This window comes from Streptomyces sp. ISL-11 (assembly GCF_018614525.1).
In the GTDB taxonomy this organism is placed as follows: domain Bacteria; phylum Actinomycetota; class Actinomycetes; order Streptomycetales; family Streptomycetaceae; genus Streptomyces.
The window spans coordinates 1-18,510 of the sequence record NZ_JAGGOL010000044.1; the positions used below are offsets into that span (position 1 = coordinate 1).

The 18,510-nt window shown below is 70.4% G+C and carries 19 protein-coding genes and 1 pseudogene; 7 read left to right on the forward strand and 13 right to left on the reverse strand.

Translation table 11 applies throughout. The features are described 5' to 3' along the window. Positions 1–378, forward strand: a pseudogene (locus tag J7E86_RS11500) (hypothetical protein); the annotation flags it as partial. Between the two features lie 104 nt (positions 379–482). Continuing rightward, positions 483–1,715, forward strand: a complete 1,233-nt coding sequence (gene serB, locus J7E86_RS11505; RefSeq protein ID WP_215081492.1) for a phosphoserine phosphatase SerB — start codon at positions 483–485, stop codon at positions 1,713–1,715. Positions 1,716–1,827: 112 nt separating this feature from the next. Here serB and J7E86_RS11510 read toward each other — a convergent pair whose 3' ends face one another. From J7E86_RS11510 to fabG, 7 genes are all read right to left on the reverse strand, one after another. After that, on the reverse strand, positions 1,828–2,346 hold the full coding sequence (locus tag J7E86_RS11510) for a histidine phosphatase family protein (RefSeq protein WP_215081493.1): 519 nt from the start codon (positions 2,344–2,346) through the stop codon (positions 1,828–1,830). Between the two features lie 142 nt (positions 2,347–2,488). Beyond that, the gene (locus tag J7E86_RS11515; RefSeq protein WP_215081494.1) at positions 2,489–2,701 is read right to left on the reverse strand and encodes a hypothetical protein; all 213 of its coding nucleotides are present in this window, start codon (positions 2,699–2,701) and stop codon (positions 2,489–2,491) included. A 153-nt stretch (positions 2,702–2,854) separates the two neighbouring features. Then, the gene (locus J7E86_RS30960; protein ID WP_251018995.1) at positions 2,855–2,971 is read right to left on the reverse strand and encodes an SGM_5486 family transporter-associated protein; all 117 of its coding nucleotides are present in this window, start codon (positions 2,969–2,971) and stop codon (positions 2,855–2,857) included. A 20-nt stretch (positions 2,972–2,991) separates the two neighbouring features. Beyond that, positions 2,992–4,341 carry an MFS transporter gene (locus tag J7E86_RS11520; protein ID WP_215081495.1) on the reverse strand — a complete coding sequence of 450 codons (1,350 nt, stop codon included), beginning with the start codon at positions 4,339–4,341 and terminating at the stop codon, positions 2,992–2,994. Positions 4,342–4,423: 82 nt separating this feature from the next. Further along, the gene (locus J7E86_RS11525) at positions 4,424–4,762 is read right to left on the reverse strand and encodes a hypothetical protein (protein WP_215081496.1); all 339 of its coding nucleotides are present in this window, start codon (positions 4,760–4,762) and stop codon (positions 4,424–4,426) included. A gap of 133 nt (positions 4,763–4,895) precedes the next feature. Further along, positions 4,896–5,666, reverse strand: coding sequence for an enoyl-ACP reductase FabI (gene fabI / locus J7E86_RS11530; protein ID WP_215081497.1), 771 nt, complete (start codon positions 5,664–5,666; stop codon positions 4,896–4,898). 5 nt (positions 5,667–5,671) lie between these two features. Next, entirely contained in the window at positions 5,672–6,376 is a 705-nt protein-coding gene (gene fabG, locus J7E86_RS11535; protein WP_215081498.1) for a 3-oxoacyl-[acyl-carrier-protein] reductase, read from the reverse strand. A 207-nt stretch (positions 6,377–6,583) separates the two neighbouring features. Between fabG and J7E86_RS11540 the strand changes: the two genes are divergently transcribed. Next, the gene (locus J7E86_RS11540) at positions 6,584–8,122 is read left to right on the forward strand and encodes a TldD/PmbA family protein (RefSeq protein WP_308312560.1); all 1,539 of its coding nucleotides are present in this window, start codon (positions 6,584–6,586) and stop codon (positions 8,120–8,122) included. 160 nt (positions 8,123–8,282) lie between these two features. Here J7E86_RS11540 and J7E86_RS11545 read toward each other — a convergent pair whose 3' ends face one another. Continuing rightward, positions 8,283–8,645, reverse strand: coding sequence for a hypothetical protein (locus J7E86_RS11545; protein ID WP_215081500.1), 363 nt, complete (start codon positions 8,643–8,645; stop codon positions 8,283–8,285). 141 nt (positions 8,646–8,786) lie between these two features. After that, positions 8,787–9,854 (reverse strand): cell wall-binding repeat-containing protein, encoded by a 1,068-nt coding sequence (locus J7E86_RS11550; protein WP_215081501.1) that lies wholly within the window; start codon positions 9,852–9,854, stop codon positions 8,787–8,789. A gap of 1,061 nt (positions 9,855–10,915) precedes the next feature. Between J7E86_RS11550 and J7E86_RS11555 the strand changes: the two genes are divergently transcribed. Continuing rightward, positions 10,916–12,325, forward strand: a complete 1,410-nt coding sequence (locus J7E86_RS11555; RefSeq protein WP_308312561.1) for a metallopeptidase TldD-related protein — start codon at positions 10,916–10,918, stop codon at positions 12,323–12,325. 102 nt (positions 12,326–12,427) lie between these two features. Then, positions 12,428–13,852 carry a tyrosine--tRNA ligase gene (gene tyrS, locus J7E86_RS11560; protein ID WP_215081502.1) on the forward strand — a complete coding sequence of 475 codons (1,425 nt, stop codon included), beginning with the start codon at positions 12,428–12,430 and terminating at the stop codon, positions 13,850–13,852. Positions 13,853–13,918: 66 nt separating this feature from the next. On the opposite strand, the gene J7E86_RS11565 is transcribed toward tyrS, so the two are convergent. After that, positions 13,919–14,197 (reverse strand): GlsB/YeaQ/YmgE family stress response membrane protein, encoded by a 279-nt coding sequence (locus tag J7E86_RS11565; protein WP_215081503.1) that lies wholly within the window; start codon positions 14,195–14,197, stop codon positions 13,919–13,921. A gap of 222 nt (positions 14,198–14,419) precedes the next feature. On the opposite strand from J7E86_RS11565, the gene J7E86_RS11570 reads away from it, so the two are divergent. After that, positions 14,420–14,806 (forward strand): DUF3099 domain-containing protein, encoded by a 387-nt coding sequence (locus J7E86_RS11570; RefSeq protein WP_215081526.1) that lies wholly within the window; start codon positions 14,420–14,422, stop codon positions 14,804–14,806. A 228-nt stretch (positions 14,807–15,034) separates the two neighbouring features. Further along, on the forward strand, positions 15,035–15,268 hold the full coding sequence (locus J7E86_RS11575) for a hypothetical protein (RefSeq protein ID WP_215081504.1): 234 nt from the start codon (positions 15,035–15,037) through the stop codon (positions 15,266–15,268). Positions 15,269–15,292: 24 nt separating this feature from the next. On the opposite strand, the gene moaA is transcribed toward J7E86_RS11575, so the two are convergent. The 3 genes from moaA to J7E86_RS11590 all read right to left on the reverse strand — a co-directional run bounded on the left by moaA (position 15,293) and on the right by J7E86_RS11590 (position 18,430). Further along, positions 15,293–16,282: a GTP 3',8-cyclase MoaA gene (gene moaA, locus J7E86_RS11580; protein WP_215081505.1), complete on the reverse strand. Its 990-nt coding sequence runs from the start codon at positions 16,280–16,282 to the stop codon at positions 15,293–15,295. 127 nt (positions 16,283–16,409) lie between these two features. Further along, the gene (locus tag J7E86_RS11585) at positions 16,410–18,053 is read right to left on the reverse strand and encodes a cation acetate symporter (RefSeq protein WP_215081506.1); all 1,644 of its coding nucleotides are present in this window, start codon (positions 18,051–18,053) and stop codon (positions 16,410–16,412) included. Next, on the reverse strand, positions 18,050–18,430 hold the full coding sequence (locus J7E86_RS11590; RefSeq protein ID WP_374223790.1) for a DUF485 domain-containing protein: 381 nt from the start codon (positions 18,428–18,430) through the stop codon (positions 18,050–18,052). Before J7E86_RS11590 ends, J7E86_RS11585 begins: the two co-directional genes overlap by 4 nt. Positions 18,431–18,510 lie beyond the last annotated feature (80 nt).

Here is an 18,510-nt window from a genome sequence, read left to right on the forward strand (position 1 = left end):
GCCGTCGCCGGGGCGGCCGGGGGGCTGCTGGCGTGCGCGGCGGGTACGGCCGGGCGGCACGCCGTGGCGTACGCGCCGGGGCGCCGGGACGCTCGTACGTACCCTGACCTGGCCTATCTTCCGGGGCCGTACAACCCCTCGCCCGCGTCCCGGCCCGCGCACGACGCGACGAATCCGTACAAGCGGCCGCTCTTCGACGACGGCCGACATGGCGGCCACGACCGCTACAGCGCGCCCACCGAGGCCGGCCATCCGCTGCCGCCGCCGCGTCCCGGCCGGCGGCCGCGGGGCAGCCGGGGATACGGCTCGTCCCTGCCGGAGGAGGGTCCGCCCCCGCCTCCGGGGGCGCCGCCTCCGCCGCCGCGCGGGCGGCGTTGACCGCCGTTCACGCGATGTCTCCCCGTCGCTCCGCCGCTCTTCGCCGTCTCGCCCACAGGACACCTGTACGGTCGGGCTCCGGAGGCGGATACGGTTAGAAGACCATGAGCGCATCGCAGACCTCGCCTGCCACCGCCGTTACCGGCGACGACGTACCGACCCTCCTCGTCAAGATCTTCGGGAAGGACCGGCCGGGCATCACCGCCGGGCTCTTCGACACGCTCGCGGCCTACGCCGTCGACGTCGTCGACATCGAGCAGGTCGTCACCCGGGGCCGGATCACCCTGTGCGCGCTGGTCACCGCACCGGCCGGGGCCGGCGCCGCGGAGGGCGAGCTGCGGGCCACCGTGCACAGCTGGGCGGAGTCGCTCCACCTCCAGGCGGAGATCATCTCGGGCCGGGGCGACAACCGCCCGCGCGGCACCGGGCGCTCCCACGTCACCGTGCTGGGGCACCCGCTGACCGCCGAGTCGACCGCGGCCATCACGGCGCGCATCACCGGTACGGGTGGCAACATCGACCGTATCTTCCGCCTCGCCAAGTACCCCGTGACCGCGGTGGAGTTCGCGGTGTCGGGCGTGGAGCCGGAGGCGCTGCGCACGGCGCTGGCCATCGAGGCCGCGGCGCGCGGGGTGGATGTGGCGGTCGTGGCGGCCGGGCTCCAGCGGCGGGCGCAGCGTCTGATCGTGATGGACGTGGACTCCACGCTGATCCAGGACGAGGTCATCGAGCTGTTCGCGGCGCACGCGGGCTGTGAGGCCGAGGTGGCCGAGGTGACCGCGCGGGCGATGCGCGGGGAGCTGGACTTCGAGCAGTCCCTGCATGCCCGGGTGGCGCTGCTGGCGGGCCTGGACGAATCGGTGGTGGACAAGGTGCGGGCCGAGGTCCGGCTCACCCCGGGCGCCCGGACCCTGATCCGCACGCTGAAGCGGCTGGGCTACCAGGTGGGCGTGGTCTCCGGCGGGTTCACGCAGGTCACCGACGATCTTCAGGAGCGGCTGGGGCTGGACTTCGCCTCCGCCAACACGCTGGAGGTCGTGGACGGGCAGCTGACCGGCCGGGTCACCGGGGAGATCGTGGACCGGGCGGGCAAGGCGCGGCTGCTGCGGCGGTTCGCCGCCGAGGCGGGTGTCCCGCTCGCGCAGACCGTGGCGATCGGTGACGGCGCCAACGATCTGGACATGCTCAACGCGGCCGGGCTGGGCATCGCGTTCAACGCGAAGCCGATAGTGCGGCAGGCGGCGCACACGGCGGTGAACGTGCCGTTCCTGGACACGGTGCTGTATCTGCTCGGGGTCACGCGGGAAGAGGTCGAGGCGGCCAACACCCACGAGTGAGGACGTGGGGTACGGGCGCGGGCCCGTACCCCTGTCGTCGGCTCCGTGTGCGGCGCGGCGTCGGCTGCTCGTACGGCGCGGCGTCGGCTACGCGTGTTCGGCGCGGCGTCGGCTACGCGTGCGGCGCCCAGAAGTCGACCAGCCGGCCGACGCCGTGCTCCACGCTCTTCCAGGAGCCGGTGAAGGTGAGCACCGCGAACGCGGCCGTGGGGAAGCCGGAGCGGTTCATACGCGGGAGCAGATCGGCCTCGGCCTCGCCCGCGAGGGCGTCGGCAAGGCCGTGCATGCCGGGGTTGTGCCCGACCAGCAGCAGATCGGCCACCTCGTCGGAGGTCTCGTTGACCACGGCGATGAGCTCGCCGAGGGATGCTTCGTAGAGCCGGTCCTCATAGACCGTCCGGGGGCGCTGCGGCAGCTCCTGGACGGCGAGCTTCCAGGTCTCGCGGGTGCGGGCGGCGGTCGAGCAGAGGGCCAGATCGGGGACGATGCCGCTCCCGGCGAGCCGGCGGCCGGCGACCGGGGCGTCCTTGCGGCCGCGCTCCGCGAGCGGACGCTCATGGTCGTCCTGGTCGGACCACTCGGCCTTGGCGTGGCGGAGGAGAACAATCCTGCGGGTCGGTTCGGCGCTCATGTTTTCCAGCTTCGCATGAAAAGCACGGCGGGGCGCGGGGTGTTGACAGGCTCACCCGCCAGGGGTCGCACGGTCCTCGCGGGGGTGGGACCGCAGGCCGGGGGAGCCTCCCGCCGGCGGACCGCACGCACCGGGACCGGCGTCAGGGCGCCTGCCGGGCCAGCGCGGTCTGGACGAACTCGACGACGCGGGAGACGGCACCCGGGCCGCCGTGGGCGCTGCCCGGTTCGGCCGAGGCGGGCACGGTCAGCAGGGCGAGCAGGCTCGCGAAGGCCACGACGGGTATGACGAGGGCCCACCAGGGCAGCCTGGTCTGCACGGTGCCTGAGGTCCGGGCGTTCGGGCCGGCCGACATGGGATCTCCTCCGAGGGTCCGGTGCACCGCCCTGTCGCGGTGTACTACGAACCTACGGAGAGCGGCGCCCCGTTCCCATCCGGTGAACCACCCACTTACCCCTGACCCCAACCCCCTAGGGGATATGGGGGCTAGCCCCACCCCCCGCGTGGATCAGGGCGCGGCGAGCGTGGCGATCACGCCGATGACGACGGTGATGGCGAGCATCGCGCCGAGGATGGTGACCAGCATCTTCTGGCCGTTCTGGGGGTTCGGTTCGAGGACGGGCATGTCACCAGTGTCCCATCCGCTCAACGGGCCGGGCGGCCGGGTCGGGGCTCGCCCTCGGCGGTACGGTCCGGGCCGGTTCCGAGCTCGTCCTCGACGGTGCGGTCCCGGCCGGCCAGCACGCCCGCCACGACCTGAGGCACCATCAGGGCCGCCATCAGCGCGATCGGCGCGTCCCAGCCTCCGGTGCTCTCGTTGAGCCAGCCCACCAGGAGTGGGCCGGGGATGGCGAGGAGGTAGCCCGCGCTCTGGGCGAAGGCGGAGAGCCGTACCACCCCGGCACCGGTCCGCGCCCGCATCCCGATCATGGTCAGGGCGAGTGGGAAGGCGCAGGTGGAGACGCCCAGCAGGAGCGCCCAGGCCCAGGCGCCGGCGGCCGGGGCGAGCCACAGCCCGGCGTACCCGGTCAGCCCGAAGGCGGCGAGGACGACGGCGAGGACGCCCTGGCGGGGCAGCCGGGCGGCCAGGCGCGGCAGGACGAAGGCGAGCGGCACGCCCACCAGCGCCGTCACCGCGAGCAGCACCCCGGCGGTGGAGGCGGAGACCCCGGCGTCGCGGAAGATCGCGGGCATCCAGCCCATGACGATGTAGGCGGCGGTGGCCTGGAGGCCGAAGTAGACGGCGAGGGCCCAGGCGGTGGGGCTGCGGGTGATGCGGGCGCCGGGTTCGTCCCGCGCGTCGCCGGGTGTCCGTACGGCGCCCTCGCCGCGTTCCCGGACGGTGAGCACGGCCCAGACGAGCGCCGCGGCGGCGGCGAGCAGGGCCCACGCGGCGAGGCCGAGCCGCCAGGCGCCGCCGAGCGCGTCGGTCAGCGGGACGGTGGAGGCCGCGGCGGCCGTGGTGCCGGCGGCGAGGGCCATGGAGTACAGGCCGGTCATCGGGCCGATGCGGTCGGGGAACCAGCGTTTGACGACGACGGGCATGAGGACGTTGCCCACCGCTATGCCGGCGAGCGCGAGGGCGCTGAGGGCGACGAAGCCGGGGACGCCGCCCGCGTACGGCCGCAGGAGCAGGCCGACGGCGATGGCCGCCATGCCCGCGCCGACGACGGCGGCGGGTCCCCAGCGGCGGGCGAGCCGGGGCGCGGCCAGGCCGAAGACGGCGAAGCACAGGGTGGGCACGGAGGTCAGCAGGCCGGCGACGGCGCCGCTCATGCCGAGGCCGGCCCGGACCTCCTTCAGCAGCGGGCTGAGGCTGGTGACGGCGGGGCGGAGGTTGAGGGCGGCGACGACGAGGCCCGCGATCAGCAGCGGGCGCCGCACGGCGGGCGGGCGCGGGGCGGCCGGAGAGGAGCGCGACGGGGACAGGGTCTCGCGGCGGGCCGTGGGGCCGTCGTCCGCGGTGGAGGGCGTGACTGCGCCGGGCGATGACATACCTGCATCATGCACTGAGCGGGACGGCGCGGAGGACGAGCGATGCGTCACCCGTTCGGCCGCGCGGCGGAACCACGGCCCGTCATCCCGGTGTATGGGTCACCCAGGCGTGGTGTATCCCCAGCCAGCAGCGCTGGGTGAGGGATACGTACCGGGCCGGGCCGACCGTGGCGGGGGCGGTGTCCATGTCCGGGTCCCACCAGCGGTCGCATTCGATGTGCAGCTGTACGCGGTCGGGGTCGGAGTGGCCGTTGAAGCAGTCGGCCGTGGCGTGGGAGCCGTGCACGCGGGTGCGGCACTCGGCCTGCCGGGGCGCCTGGCGGGGGCCGGCGGGCGCCGCGAGCGCCGCGGGGCCCATGGCGCCGGCGAGAGCTCCGGCGGCGAACAGCGATGCGGCCGTACGGCGGAACGGGAAGCGCATACGAACACCTCCTCCCTCCTCCCCCAGTGTGCGGGCGAGGGGCCCGGCGCACGACCCGGGAACGCGCGATGCCCGCCCGGGCGGGGTGCCGGGGCGGGCATCGGAAGGGGTGCGGCAAGGGGTGCGGGAAGGGTCAGGCGCCCATCATGTGCACGCCGCCGTCGACGTGGACGATCTCACCCGTGGTGCGCGGGAAGAAGTCGGACAGCAGACCGACGATGCCACGGCCCGCCGGCTCCGGGTCGGCCAGGTCCCAGCCGATCGGGGCGCGGTGGTTCCACACGTCCGCGAGCTCCTCGAAGCCCGGGATGGACTTGGCGGCCATCGACTTGATCGGGCCGGCCGCGACCAGGTTGCAGCGGATGCCCTTGGGACCGAAGTCGCGGGCGAGGTAGCGGTTGGTGCTCTCCAGCGCCGCCTTGGCCACGCCCATCCAGTCGTACTTCGGCCAGGCGGTCTGCGCGTCGAAGGTCAGACCGACGATCGAGGAACCCTGCGGCATCAGCGGCAGCAGGGCCATGGCCAGCGACTTGTAGGAGTACGCCGAGACCTGGACGGCCGTCGAGACGTCCTCCCAGCTCCCCTCCAGGAAGTTGAACGCGCCCTGCGGGCCGAAGGCGATGGAGTGCACGATGCCGTCGAGGCGGGCGTCGTCGCCTTGGAGCTCACGGACCTTGTCGGCCAGCCCGTCGAGCTGCTCCTGGTTGCTGACGTCCAGCTCGATGACCGGGGCGGGCTTGGGCAGGCGCTTGGCGATGCGCTCGACCAGCGAGAGCCGGCCGAAGCCGGTCAGGATGACCTCGGCGCCCTCGTTCTGGGCCACCTTGGCGGCCTGGAAGGCGATCGACGACTCGGTGAGGACGCCGGTGACCAGGATGCGCTTGCCTGCGAGGATTCCACTCATGACGTTCAGTGACCCATGCCCAATCCGCCGTCGACAGGAATGACGGCTCCAGTGATGTATGCGGCCTCGTCGGAGGCGAGGAAGCGGACCGAGGCGGCGATCTCCTCGGGCTGCGCGTAGCGCGCGAGCGGAACCTGCTTCGTGATGTTCTCCCGCTGCTCGTCGCTGAGCACCCGGGTCATGTCGGTGTCGACGAAGCCGGGGGCGACGACATTGACGGTGATGTTGCGCGAGCCGAGCTCACGGGCAAGGGAACGGGCGAAGCCGACCAGCCCGGCCTTGGAGGCGGCGTAGTTGGCCTGGCCCGCGGAGCCCAGCAGGCCCACGACGGACGAGATCAGCACGATGCGGCCCTTGCGGGCGCGCAGCATCAGCCGGGAGGCGCGCTTGACGACCCGGAAGGTGCCGGTGAGGTTGGTGTCCAGGACCGAGGTGAAGTCCTCCTCGGACATCCGCAGCAGCAGCTGGTCGCGGGTGACGCCGGCGTTGGCCACCAGCACCTCGACCGCGCCGTGCTTCTCCTCGATCTCCTTGTACGCCTGCTCGACCTGCTCCGGGTCCGTGATGTCGCACTTGACCGCGAGGAAGCCCTCCGGCGGCTCACCCGAGCGGTAGGTGATCGCGACCTTGTCGCCCGCTTCGGCGAAGGCGCGGGCGATGGCGAGGCCGATGCCCCGGTTTCCTCCGGTGACGAGAACCGAGCGGCTCAAGGGACCACCCTTCCTTCACGTGATAGCTCGCGTAGTGCTGCCATTGGTCGTCTGTACCGTACGAAAACTATCTGTCCGGGACCCGTTACGTGCAGCCCACCTCGAACAGGAGCCGATCTCGGTCCCTGTGGAGTCCCTACAGAAAACACTGGGCAGTGACAGATCCGAGGCGACATGATTCACAGCGACGACCCCCGGGAGGACCCTGTGCCACAATCCACGCCCCATTCCATCGACGCCTCGTTCCTGGACCTGCCGCTGCGGCCGCTGGCAGACGCGGCGCTCGCGCGGGCCCGGGCGCTGGGGGCCGAGCACGCGGACTTCCGCTTCGAGCGGGTGCGCAGCGCCTCCTGGCGGCTGCGCGACGCCCGGCTCGCGGGCGCCGAGGACACCACCGAGGTCGGCTACGCGGTGCGCGTGGTGCACGGCGGGAGCTGGGGCTTCGCGGCGGGCGTGGAGCTGACGATGGACGCGGCGGCGCGGGTCGCCGGGCAGGCGGTCGCGATGGCGAAGCTGTCGGCGAAGGTCCTCACGGCGGCGGGCTCGGACGAGAGGGTCGAGCTCGCGGCCGAACCGGTGCACGCCGAGCGCACGTGGGTCTCCTCGTACGAGGTCAGCCCCTTCGACGTCCCCGACGCGGAGAAGACCGCCCTGCTGGCGGAGTGGAGCGCGCGCCTGCTGGCCGGTGAGGGGGTGGCGCACGCGGACGCGTCCGTGCTGACCGTGCAGGAGAACAAGTTCTATGCCGACTCGGCCGGCACGACCACCACCCAGCAGCGCGTGCGCCTCCACCCGCAGCTGACGGCGGTGGCCGTGGACCCGGCGACGGGCGGCTTCGACGCCATGCGCACCCTCGCGCCGCCGGCCGGGCGGGGCTGGGAGTACCTGACGGGCACCGGCTGGGACTGGGACGCCGAGCTGGCGGAGATGCCGTCGCTCCTGGCGGAGAAGATGCGCGCGCCGAGCGTGCGGGCGGGCACGTACGACCTGGTGGTCGACCCGTCCAACCTGTGGCTGACGATCCACGAGTCGATCGGCCACGCCACCGAGCTCGACCGGGCGCTGGGCTACGAAGCGGCGTACGCGGGCACGTCGTTCGCGACCTTCGACAAGCTGGGCTCCCTCAAGTACGGCTCGAAGATCATGAATGTGACGGGTGACCGGACCACCGAGCACGGCCTGGCGACCGTCGGCTACGACGACGAGGGCGTGGCGGCCCAGTCCTGGGACCTCGTGAAGGACGGCATCCTGACCGGCTACCAGCTGGACCGGCGCATCGCCCGCCTCACGGGCTTCGAGCGGTCCAACGGCTGCGCGTTCGCCGACTCGCCCGCGCACGTGCCCGTACAGCGCATGGCGAACGTCTCGCTCCTGCCCGCACCGGACGGCCCGTCGACGGACGAGCTGATCTCCGGTGTGGAGAACGGGATTTACGTGGTGGGCGACCGGTCGTGGTCCATCGACATGCAGAGGTACAACTTCCAGTTCACACAGCAGAGGGCATACGCCATCCGGAACGGTCAGCTCTGTGGACAGCTCCGGGATGTTGCCTACCAGGGAATCACCCCTCAGTTCTGGGGCTCCATGGAGGCGATCGGCGGACCCCAGACCTACGTCCTAGGAGGGGCCTTCAACTGTGGAAAGGCCCAACCCGGGCAGGTTGCCGCGGTGTCTCACGGTTGCCCGTCCGCACTGTTTCGGAATGTGAACATCCTGAACACTTCGGACGAGTCGGGTGACGCCTGACGGGGCGTCCGCTCAGGGTCCTGCACCAGGCCGGCACGTCGTCCCAGTCCTCGATGTCTCCTTCGGTTGGGGTCTCAGCTGAGGCGGGACGATGAGCCCGGTTGCGAGTGTTGGGACGAGACCGGGGCCAGCCACTTCACGGATGCGTGGAACAAGAGGCTTACTGCTTACCAAACGCCCTGCGATCCAGGCCGATGCAGAGGAGGAGTGACAGCAGAACCGCCACGGATGCCACGATCGCAGTCAGCCAGCCGAAGCGTAGAGCAAAGATAACCACCAAGGCCTGTATGGCACTTGAGCCGACTAGCCTGCCTACGGCGGAACCCTGATTTTTGATAGCACAGGCAATGCCCCGACAGCTCCAAATGTTTGTTACCACGGCCAGTGCTCCAAAAATCATGGCAGCAGCGATGCCCGCAGTAGCCCCGGAGTTATCATACTTCTCTTCAGGGCCAATCCCGTTGAAGAACATAGGGGCGAACAGAAAGCAATACCCCGCAATCAGCAGCGTCTGCCCTGCCACCAGGATTATCGTTACCCAAAGCAGCGCGCGATGACCAATAGCCACTGAAGCCTGCCTCTCATAAATTGGAGGGGTGCGAAACATCGATCACAACGGCGCACCCCTCAGACAATATTTTGGGGTGGAGGCTAGTTCTCCACGCTACTTCGTCAGCGTGTGAAGGTCGCCGTCATTCACGGACAGCAGGCACCAGCCCTTGAGCTCCTGAATTGCTTGGTAGGTCGTCATGTCCGTGTCGCGAGCGTACTGCCCGAAGAATCGGCCCCAGGAATTGTTGTAGTAATCCATCCGATGATGCGCCTGCGCAGCGGCCTCGCTCATGTTGGGCGGCTTTGGCCCCAGTTCGTGCCGGTCAGCGAACCCCTTGGCGGTCTTGGCACCCATCTTCAGGGCCATCACCCCATTCCATGTGCAGTGCCGGTAGGCATCCTTTCGGCCACCATTCCCGCTGCTGCCGGGCCACATACCTCCCGCCTGCCCCTCTTTGTTCGCTGCATTCACACCAATCACAGAGGCGTCATAAGCCTCCTTGCATATAGCCCACCTGCTCGGCCACTTGCAGAAACTCTTTTCAGCGCTGTTCATGGTGGGCGCGTAACCGCGCAAAGCGGGAGGCTGCGACTCTGGGGCCCAATCGGGGGCAATGGCAAACTTGTCAAAGTCGGCTGGCGCTCCCGGCTGCTCCCCTTCCGGGACTACCTCCCCGCCGATGAACTTTTCCGTCGCAGCCGATTGGGCAGCCTCGCTCACCCGGTTGGACAGTACGCTCGCGTCACCGAACAAGGTGACGTTCTTCAGTGAGGCGCTGTGGTCAACCGCGAACCATTTTGAACCACGTTCGAGATCATCGGCCGGGTTGAGCAGAGTAGGCATTCCCACTGTCGCCGCATATGCGCCACCGACCAGTCCGTCGCGAAAGCCGCTCGTGGACGCCAGGCTCACACGCGTGGGATTCGGCATGAACTTATCGGCGATGAGCGCGCTGGTCTCCACGGCGTTCTTCCCGACAACCGGGCCGTCTGTGCTGGGGTAAGCGTTACGAGCAGGCCCCCCGACAGTGGTCTTGGTGACAGAAGCAGGAAGGCCGTCCAGCCAGGCTTTCGCTGCGGGATCGAGTGCACCGTCATTAGTGAGAACCAGCGCACCGTCCACCGCCGCGACCGCGCTCGCCGCGCTCAGTGGGTCCTTCCAGTCGTTGGACGAAGCCATTACCACGTGCTTCGGAGTGACGATCCCATCGCGTGCGATGGCCAGAGAGGTGTCCCGGGCGGTAGCCCCGGCGAAGCGCTTGCGTTTCCGTCAGCTTCGGAGGCACCTTTCCAATGAGCCTTGGAAATATTTACCGCGGTGTCTACCGAAGTGCTTCCAGATATGCGCGTCAAACTCGCAGAACTGCCGGAGCCCACACTGGAGATCACTGGATTGGAGCGCAACTTCGGGCCGTCGACAGCCCAGGCGGGCGCCGCAATACTAGAAAGAAGACCGATCGAAAGCGTCACCGCAAACGATGAACGAGCAGCAATTCTCACATTTCCCCTTGTGTGTAGAGGCGACCGCAGTGGGGCGTAGCTGGATTTAGGAGGTCAGCCCAACCAACACCTAAAGAGCACCCAAAGAATCACCCAAGGGATAGTAAGGGTGGATGATCACGGCACGGCAAGGCGTGAATGCGCAAAATTAAGACATAGAGCGCATGCCGGGCCTAGGCGATGCTGTGATCGCGGTCACATACCGCCTGTGGTGCTCCTGGCCACGCGCGCCCCTTGTGACTCTTTGAGCTCCAGGCTGCGGAGACAGCACCTGCCAATTGGAAGCTGCACCTGACTGCACACTGCGCGGGGCCACGGCCCGAATGCATCAACGCCCGGCGCAAGAGATCTGTCAGCCGCCTTGCCAAGGCTCGCGCGCGCCGTAAGTGGCTTGCCAAGTCTTTCGAGCCCCAGCCAGCATGACCGCTGCTCAGTAGGCTCTGCCCAACGTCGACACCAAGTCGACACCGGACCCGGTGCGGTCCGGTTTCAGCCAGTATGAAAAGGGAGTGGGGGCAGCCCGTGAAACACCGCCTGACCTGCACAGCCGCCGATCGGGGAGGTATGCCCTCCGCTCCCCCGGTGAACTTCCGGTTCACCGGGCAGCGGTTCTTCCGGATCGAGACAGTCTGAACACGACGCAGGAGGCGGGTCAGTGAGCCGCGACCACAGGACCGTCCAGAGGTCCGGGGGTCGCCCCCCGGGGAAGCACAGTTTCAACACCACGCAGGAGGCGGGTCAGTGAGCCCTCGTATCACCACGCGCAGCACCAACCGGCCGCACGAGATCGTCGAGCGCGCGCTGGAGCTGTCCCGCGCGGACGGCTGTGTCGTGCTCGCCGGTGAGGAGTCCACCGCCAATCTGCGCTGGGCGCGCAACGCGCTCACCACCAACGGCGTCACCCGCGGCCGCAGCGTCACCGTGATCGCGACCGTCGACGGCGCGGAGGGCACCGCATCGGGTGTCGTCTCGCGCTCGGCGGTCACCGCCGACGAGCTGGAGCCGCTGGTGCGAGCCGCCGAGGCCGCCGCCCGTGAGGCGGGGCCGGCCGAGGACGCCCAGCCGCTGGTGACGGGCGTGCCGCACTCCCCGCACTTCACCGACGCGCCCGCCGAGACCTCGCCGGCGGTCTTCGACGTCTTCGCGCCCGCGCTCGGCGAGTCCTTCGCCCGTGCCCGTGCCGAGGGCCGCGAGCTGTACGGCTTCGCCCGCCACGAGATGGTCTCGCACTACCTGGGCACCTCCGCCGGGCTGCGGCTCCGCCACGACCAGCCCACCGGCGCCCTGGAGCTGAACGCCAAGTCGCCGGACGGCACCCGCTCGGCGTGGGCGGGCCGGGCCACCCGCGACTTCACCGACGTGGACCCGGCGGAGCTGGACGCCGAGCTGGCCCGGCGGCTGGCGTGGGCGGCCCGGCGGATCGAGCTGCCCGCCGGGCGGTACGAGACGCTGCTGCCGCCGACCGCCGTCGCCGACCTGCTGGTCTACCAGCAGTGGTCGGCCGGCGCGCGGGACGCGGCCGAGGGCCGCACGGTCTTCTCGCGGGCAGGCGGGGGCACCCGCGTCGGCGAGAAGCTGTGCGAGCTGCCGCTGTCGCTGCGCAGCGACCCGGCCGCGCCGGGCCTGGAGTGCGCGCCCTTCGTGCTCACCGCCAGCTCCGGCGACGACGCGTCGGTCTTCGACAACGGGCTGCCGCTCGGCACCACGGAGTGGATCCGCGACGGCGTGCTGGAGCGCCTGGTCACCACCCGGCACAGTGCCGGGCTGACGGACCTGCCGGTCGCCCCGAACACCGACAACCTCGTCCTCGACGGCGGCGGCACCCGCTCCCTGGAGGAGATGGCCGCCGCCACCGAGCGGGGCCTGCTGCTGACCTCCCTGTGGTACATCCGCGAGGTCGACCCGGCGACGCTGCTGCTGACCGGGCTGACCCGCGACGGTGTCTACCTGGTGGAGAAGGGCGAGGTCGTCGGCGAGGTCAACAACTTCCGCTTCAACGAATCGCCGGTGTCGCTGCTGTCACGGGTCACCGAGGCGGGCCGCACCGAGCGGACGCTGCCGCGCGAGTGGGGCGACTACTTCACCCGGGCGGCGATGCCCCCGGTGCGCGTACCGGACTTCAACATGAGCTCGGTCAGCCAGGGGGTGTGACAGCGGGGGCGCGCGGCCGGGCCGAATAGACTGGTCCGCGTCCCTCCGTCCGCTTCCCCCCTCCTTCCTTCCCTTTACGTCCCACCGATCCCCAGGAATGTCATGACACGCCTCGGCGAATCCGTCGCCCGCGCCGGCGAGCTCCTCGCGCAGGACCTCTCCTCCGACCAGACCGTCCAGCGGCTGCTCACGGAGACGGGCTCGCGGCGCTATCTCGATCTGACGGATCTGTCGGCGAAGGAGCAGGCCGAGCTGATCGCCTCGCGCACGGTCGAGGTGCTGCCCGGGGTGGACAAGCTCGCCGAGCGCATCGACCAGCGCCGGGCCGAGGGCAAGGGCCTGGGCATCAAGCTGGGCATCGACCCGACCGCGGCCGATGTGCACCTGGGCCACGCCGTGCCGGTGATCATCCTCAGCCGCTTCCAGCGCATGGGCCATGACGTCACCCTGCTCATCGGTGACTTCACCGCCAAGATCGGTGACCCGACGGGCCGCACGGCGGAGCGCCCGCCGCTGACGGACGACGACATCGCGCGGAACCTGGCGGGCTACCGCGAGCAGGTCCGGCCGTTCTTCGACTTCGAGAAGGTCAGCTTCCGGCAGAACAGCGAGTGGCTGGCGCCGTACACCTTCCCGGAGCTGCTGGGTCTGCTCTCCCAGGTGCCGGTCTCGCAGCTGCTCCAGCGCGAGGACTTCCGCACCCGGCTGGCCGCCGGCTCGGGCCTGACCATGTCGGAGCTGCTGTACCCGATCGCGCAGGGCCTGGACTCGGTCGCGCTGGAGTGCGACGTCGAGCTGGGCGGCGCCGACCAGCTGCTCAACCTCCAGATGGGCCGCAAGCTCATGGAGCTGCGGGGGCAGAAGCCGCAGCTCGTCGTCACGATGCCGCTGATCGAGGGCACGGACGGCACGGGCGCCAAGATGTCCAAGTCCAAGGGCAACTACGTGGGCCTCACCGCGCCCGCCGACGACGTCTTCGGCAAGATCATGTCGGTGCCGGACCGGCTGATGGAGCCGTACCTCAAGGCGTGGACCGAGTGGACCGACCCGGAGATCGCCCAGGCGCTGGCCCGGGTCGAGGAGCGGTCGCTGCACCCGATGGACCTGAAGAAGGTCCTGGCGGGCGAGGTCGTCACTGCGCTGTACGGCGTCGAGGCGGCCATGACGGCGCGGGCCGGTTTCGTGGCGCAGTTCTCGAAGAAGAGCTTCACCGATGTCGGGACGCTGCCCGTGGTGGAGCTGGCCGAGCACGGCGCGGAACCCGCGACGGCGGTGCTCAGCCAGGTCCTGGGCTTCCAGCCGAGCGCCTCGGCCGCCCGCCGCGTCGCCAAGCAGAACGGTCTGCGTCTGATCGTCGAGCACGCGGGTGGTCAGGAGTCGGTCGTCCTGGCCGAGGCCGAGGCCATCCGCCCGCTGGCCGAGGTGGTCGAGGAGACCCTGGCCAAGGCGGCCGCGGCCGGGGTGGACCGGCCGACCGGGATCTACCTCAAGGCCGGGCGCAAGATCGCCCAGCTGAGCGGCCGGTAAGGAACGCGGAGGGCAGGAGCCGGGGGGCGGCCGGTACACACGGCCGCCCGTCCGGTCCCGGCCCGCTCAGGCGTGGCTTCTGCGGGAGCCGCGCGTCCCGACCCAGAGCCGGTCGCCGATGCCGACCACAAGGACCGCGCCCGCCAGCTGCAGCAGGTGCCGGCCCCAGTCGATGCCCTTGGTCTCGTTGATGCCGAGGCCGGTGGCGGCCCAGTTGCCGAGCAGGCTGCCGATCATGCCGAAGATGATCGTCAGCCAGATCGGGATCTGCTGTTTGCCCGGCAGGATCGCTTTGGCGATCAGGCCCAGGACCAGTCCCACGATGATTGCCCACAACCAGCTCATGTCGCCTCCTCGTGCGGCGCGATATGGCGTGCCCCGCCATTCTGGGGCCGCCGCCCCTACGCCGCACTTCGGACCGCCGCCTACGCCGGATGTACGACGGAACCGCAGGTCGGGACGCGGGCCGGCGGGCGCCCCGGTCTCGTCGCGGGAGCGGCCGCGGCGTAACGTGGAATACGTCCTGGACAAAGGCGCGTCGTCGCGGCGAGCAGGTGGTGGAACGTGATGCGGAAGCAGGGCGGGCCGGAGGTCTTCAGGATCACCGGGGCCCGTCGAGGACTGGCCGAGGACGTGCGGGGCCGCCAGCGCCGGTACGTCATCTCGATGCTGATCCGCACCCTGTCGGTGGTGCTCACCGTGGTGCTGTGGAACGTCGAGCGTCATGTGGCCATAGGCACGCTGGTCCTGGGCGCGCTGCTGCCCTACGTCGCCGTGGTGATCGCCAACGCGGGCCGGGAGAACGCCCCTTCGCTGCCCGGTACGTTCGTCCCCGCGCCCACCCGGCTGTCGCTCCCGCCGACGGCCGAGGAGGACCTCGCGGAATCGGCGGCGGAATCCGGCCGCGGCCCCTCCCGGCCCGTATCCGGTGATCAGGCGCGTGACCACGGCTGATGCGCCGGAGGGGCCGAACGGACCGGCGGGCACTGCGCCAAGCTCAAGAAAACCTCAGATCAATCATGTGGATTCAGTGCCGCACGCCGGGCACCCCGTGACATACTTCCTAAGCGCTCCGCATCCCCCGTCGGAGCGACAGACCGACGCCGGGCGGCTCCCCCCGTGGCTGCCCGGCGTCGCCGTGTGCGCGGGCTCCTCCCCGGCGCGGGGCCGTAGAGTCTGGGTGTGAACTCCCCGGAAGACGCCGTGATCTGTTCCGCCAAGGGCTGCCGTGCCGCCGCGGTGTGGGTGCTGGCGTGGAACAACCCCAAGCTGCACACACCCGAGCGCCGCAAGACGTGGCTCGCGTGCGACGAGCACCGCGAGCACCTGTCCAACTTCCTTGATCTGCGCGGCTTCCTCAAGGACGTGGTGACGCTGGAGGAGTGGGAGGCCCACTCCTCCGAACAGCCCCGCTAGCCGGAGCGGGCCGGGGCGCCCCCGTCAGCCGCCGATCGCCGACATCGGGCGCTGGGGCTGGAGGAACGCCGGGTCGTCGAGCCCGGACCCCGCCTTCTTGCCGTGCATCGCCCGCATCCACAGGGCGGCGATCTCCTCGTCCGGCGCGCCGGAGCGCAGTGCGCCGCGCAGGTCGGACTCCTCCCGCGCGAACAGGCACGTACGCACCTGTCCGTCGGCGGTGAGGCGGGTGCGGTCGCAGGCGGCGCAGAAGGGGCGGGTGACGGAGGCGATGACGCCGACCCGGGCGGGGCCGCCGTCGACGAGCCAGCGCTCGGCGGGGGCGGAGCCGCGCTCGGTGTCGCCCTCGGGGGTGAGGTCGAAGCGCGTGCGCAGGCTCGCGAGGATGTCCTGGGCGGTGATCATGCCGTCGCGCTTCCAGCCGTGCTGGGCGTCGAGCGGCATCTGTTCGATGAAGCGCAGTTCGTAGTCGTTCTCGACGGCCCAGGCGAGGAGGTCGGGGGCCTCGTCGTCGTTGTGGCCGGGCATCAGGACGGCGTTGACCTTGACGGGGGTGAGGCCGGCGGCGCGGGCGGCCGCGAGGCCGTCCAGGACATCCTGGTGGCGCTTGCGGCGGGTCAGGGCCTGGAAGACCTCGGGGCGCAGGGTGTCGAGGGAGACGTTGACGCGGTCGAGGCCGGCGTCGGCGAGGGCCCGCGCGGTGCGGCCGAGGCCGATGCCGTTGGTGGTCAGTGACATCCGGGGGCGGGGCCGGAGGGCGGCGCAGCGCTCGACGATGGAGACCAGTCCGGGGCGCAGCAGGGGTTCGCCGCCGGTGAAGCGGACCTCGGTGATCCCGAGGCCGGTGACCGCGATGCGGACGAGGCGGACGATCTCGTCGTCGGTGAGCAGGTCGGGCTTGGCCAGCCAGCTCAGGCCCTCCTCGGGCATGCAGTAGGTGCACCGGAGGTTGCAGCGGTCGGTCAGGGAGACGCGCAGATCCGTGGCGACCCGCCCGTAAGTGTCGATGAGCACGGCAGCGGCCCCTCCCGCGGACTGGAACGATGATGCGTTCGATGTTCCGCAGCGTACGCGATGGGTGTGACGTTCAACAGTTCGTTGAACGGTGCGTACGACCGAGGGGCCGCCGGTGTGCGGTGGGTCAGTGGGCGCCGTAGCCGGTGAGGGAGCGGACCTCCAGTTCGGCGTACTTCTCGGTGTCGGGCAGTTCCTTGGACAGCAGCGAGCCCAGCCAGCCGAGCAGGAAGCCGAGCGGGATGGAGACCAGGCCCGGGTTGGCGAGCGGGAAGTAGTCGAAGCTCATGCCGGGGAAGAGCGCCTTGGGGTTGCCGGAGAGGACCGGCGAGAAGATCACCAGGGTGACGGAGGAGATCAGTCCGCCGTAGATCGACCACAGGGCGCCCTGGGTGGTGAAGCGCTTCCAGAAGAGGCTGTAGAGGATCGTCGGGAGGTTGGCGGAGGCCGCGACGGCGAAGGCCAGGGCGACCAGGGCGGCCGCGTTGAGCCGGTGGGCGAAGATGCCCAGCGCGATGGAGACCGCGCCGATGACGACGGCCGCGCACTTGGCGGTGAGGATCTCCTCCTTCTCGCTGGTGCGGCCCCTGCGGATGACGTTGGCCCACAGGTCGTGGGCGAAGGACGCCGACGAGGCCAGGGTGAGGCCCGCGACCACCGCGAGGATGGTGGCGAACGCGACGGCCGAGATCACGGCGAGGAGGATCGCGCCGCCGGTGGAGCCGGCACCGCCGCCGATCTCCTGGGCGAGCAGCGGCGCGGCGGTGTTGCCGGACTCGTTGGAGGCGGTGATCGCCTTGGGGCCGACGAGGGCCGCGGCGCCGAAGCCGAGGGCGATGGTCATCAGGTAGAAGGCGCCGATGATGCCGATCGCCCAGTTCACCGACTTCCGGGCGGCCTTGGCGGTGGGCACGGTGTAGAAGCGGATGAGGATGTGGGGCAGGCCGGCGGTGCCCAGGACGAGGGCGAGGCCGAGCGAGATGAAGTTGAGCTTGGAGGTGCCGTCCTTGCCGTACTGGAGGCCCGGTTCCAGGAACGCCTTGCCACGGCCGCTCTGCTCGGCGGCCTCGCCGAGGAGGGCGGAGACGTTCCAGTTGAACTTGTTGAGCACCAGGACCGTGATCAGCAGGGTGCCCGCGATGAGCAGGACCGCCTTGACGATCTGCACCCAGGTGGTGCCCTTCATGCCGCCGATGGTCACGTAGAGGACCATCACCAGGCCGACCAGGCCGATGATCCAGCGGCGGGAGCCCTCGCCGGTGGCGCCGAGCAGCAGGGCGACCAGCGCGCCCGCGCCGACCATCTGGGCGAGCAGGTAGAAGATCGAGACGACGATGGTGGAGGTGCCGGCGGCGGTGCGTACGGGCCGCTGCCTGAGCCGGTAGGCGAGGACGTCGGCCATGGTGAAGCGGCCGGAGTTGCGCAGCGGTTCGGCGACCAGGAGCAGGGCGACGAGCCAGGCGACGAGGAAGCCGATGGAGTAGAGGAAGCCGTCGTAGCCGAAGAGCGAGATGGCGCCGGCGATGCCCAGGAAGGACGCGGCGGACATGTAGTCGCCGGAGATGGCCAGGCCGTTCTGGAATCCGGTGAAGGAGCGGCCGCCGGCGTAGAAGTCGGTGGCGTCCTTGGTCTGGCGGCCGGCCCAGACGGTGATGGCGAGGGTCGCGGCGACGAAGACCGAGAAGAGCGTGATGATCAGGGTGCGGTGCTCGCTCGCGGCGCCCGCGGCGAGCGGGTGGCCGAGCGCGAGGGCGGAGAGGGTGCTGGTCATTCGCCGGCCTCCAGACGGGCGCGGAGGGCCTCGGCCTTGGGGTCGAGTTCGGCGGCGGCGTGCCGGGAGTACCACCAGGCGATCAGGAACGTGGTGAGGAACTGGCCGAGGCCGAGGACGAACGCGACGTTGATGTTCCCGATCACGGTCGTGTCCATGAACGCGCCCGCGTAGTTGGAGAGCAGGACGTACAGCAGGTACCAGGTGACGAAGGCGATGGTGACCGGGAAGGCGAACGAGCGCTGGGCCCGCCGCAGTTCACCGAATTCGGCGCCGGCCTGCACCTCGCCGAAGCGGTCGGGTTCGGCCGATGCGCCGGGCGGAGCGGGGCAGCCGGGGTCGTCCGGCCCCTGGGCTGCGGTTGGTGCGGTGTCCACGGTCTCTCCTGACAAGGGGGTGCGAAGGCGCGAGCCGTTGTCTTGTGATTCGGATCACGCATCGTAGAGGCAGGTCGCAG

Excerpts from the sequence above, each read along its gene's own strand:
- J7E86_RS11550 (WP_215081501.1), bottom strand. The coding sequence starts at position 9,854 with ATGGCTTCGTCCAACGACTGGAAGGACCCACTGAGCGCGGCGAGCGCG.
- J7E86_RS11510 (WP_215081493.1), bottom strand. The coding sequence starts at position 2,346 with ATGAGCGCCGAACCGACCCGCAGGATTGTTCTCCTCCGCCACGCCAAG.
- fabI (WP_215081497.1), bottom strand. The coding sequence starts at position 5,666 with ATGAGTGGAATCCTCGCAGGCAAGCGCATCCTGGTCACCGGCGTCCTC.
- J7E86_RS11515 (WP_215081494.1), bottom strand. The coding sequence starts at position 2,701 with ATGTCGGCCGGCCCGAACGCCCGGACCTCAGGCACCGTGCAGACCAGG.
- J7E86_RS11570 (WP_215081526.1), top strand. The coding sequence starts at position 14,420 with ATGCGGAAGCAGGGCGGGCCGGAGGTCTTCAGGATCACCGGGGCCCGT.
- J7E86_RS11525 (WP_215081496.1), bottom strand. The coding sequence starts at position 4,762 with ATGCGCTTCCCGTTCCGCCGTACGGCCGCATCGCTGTTCGCCGCCGGA.
- serB (WP_215081492.1), top strand. The coding sequence starts at position 483 with ATGAGCGCATCGCAGACCTCGCCTGCCACCGCCGTTACCGGCGACGAC.
- J7E86_RS11520 (WP_215081495.1), bottom strand. The coding sequence starts at position 4,341 with ATGTCATCGCCCGGCGCAGTCACGCCCTCCACCGCGGACGACGGCCCC.
- J7E86_RS30960 (WP_251018995.1), bottom strand. The coding sequence starts at position 2,971 with ATGCCCGTCCTCGAACCGAACCCCCAGAACGGCCAGAAGATGCTGGTC.
- tyrS (WP_215081502.1), top strand. The coding sequence starts at position 12,428 with ATGACACGCCTCGGCGAATCCGTCGCCCGCGCCGGCGAGCTCCTCGCG.
- J7E86_RS11585 (WP_215081506.1), bottom strand. The coding sequence starts at position 18,053 with ATGACCAGCACCCTCTCCGCCCTCGCGCTCGGCCACCCGCTCGCCGCG.
- J7E86_RS11565 (WP_215081503.1), bottom strand. The coding sequence starts at position 14,197 with ATGAGCTGGTTGTGGGCAATCATCGTGGGACTGGTCCTGGGCCTGATC.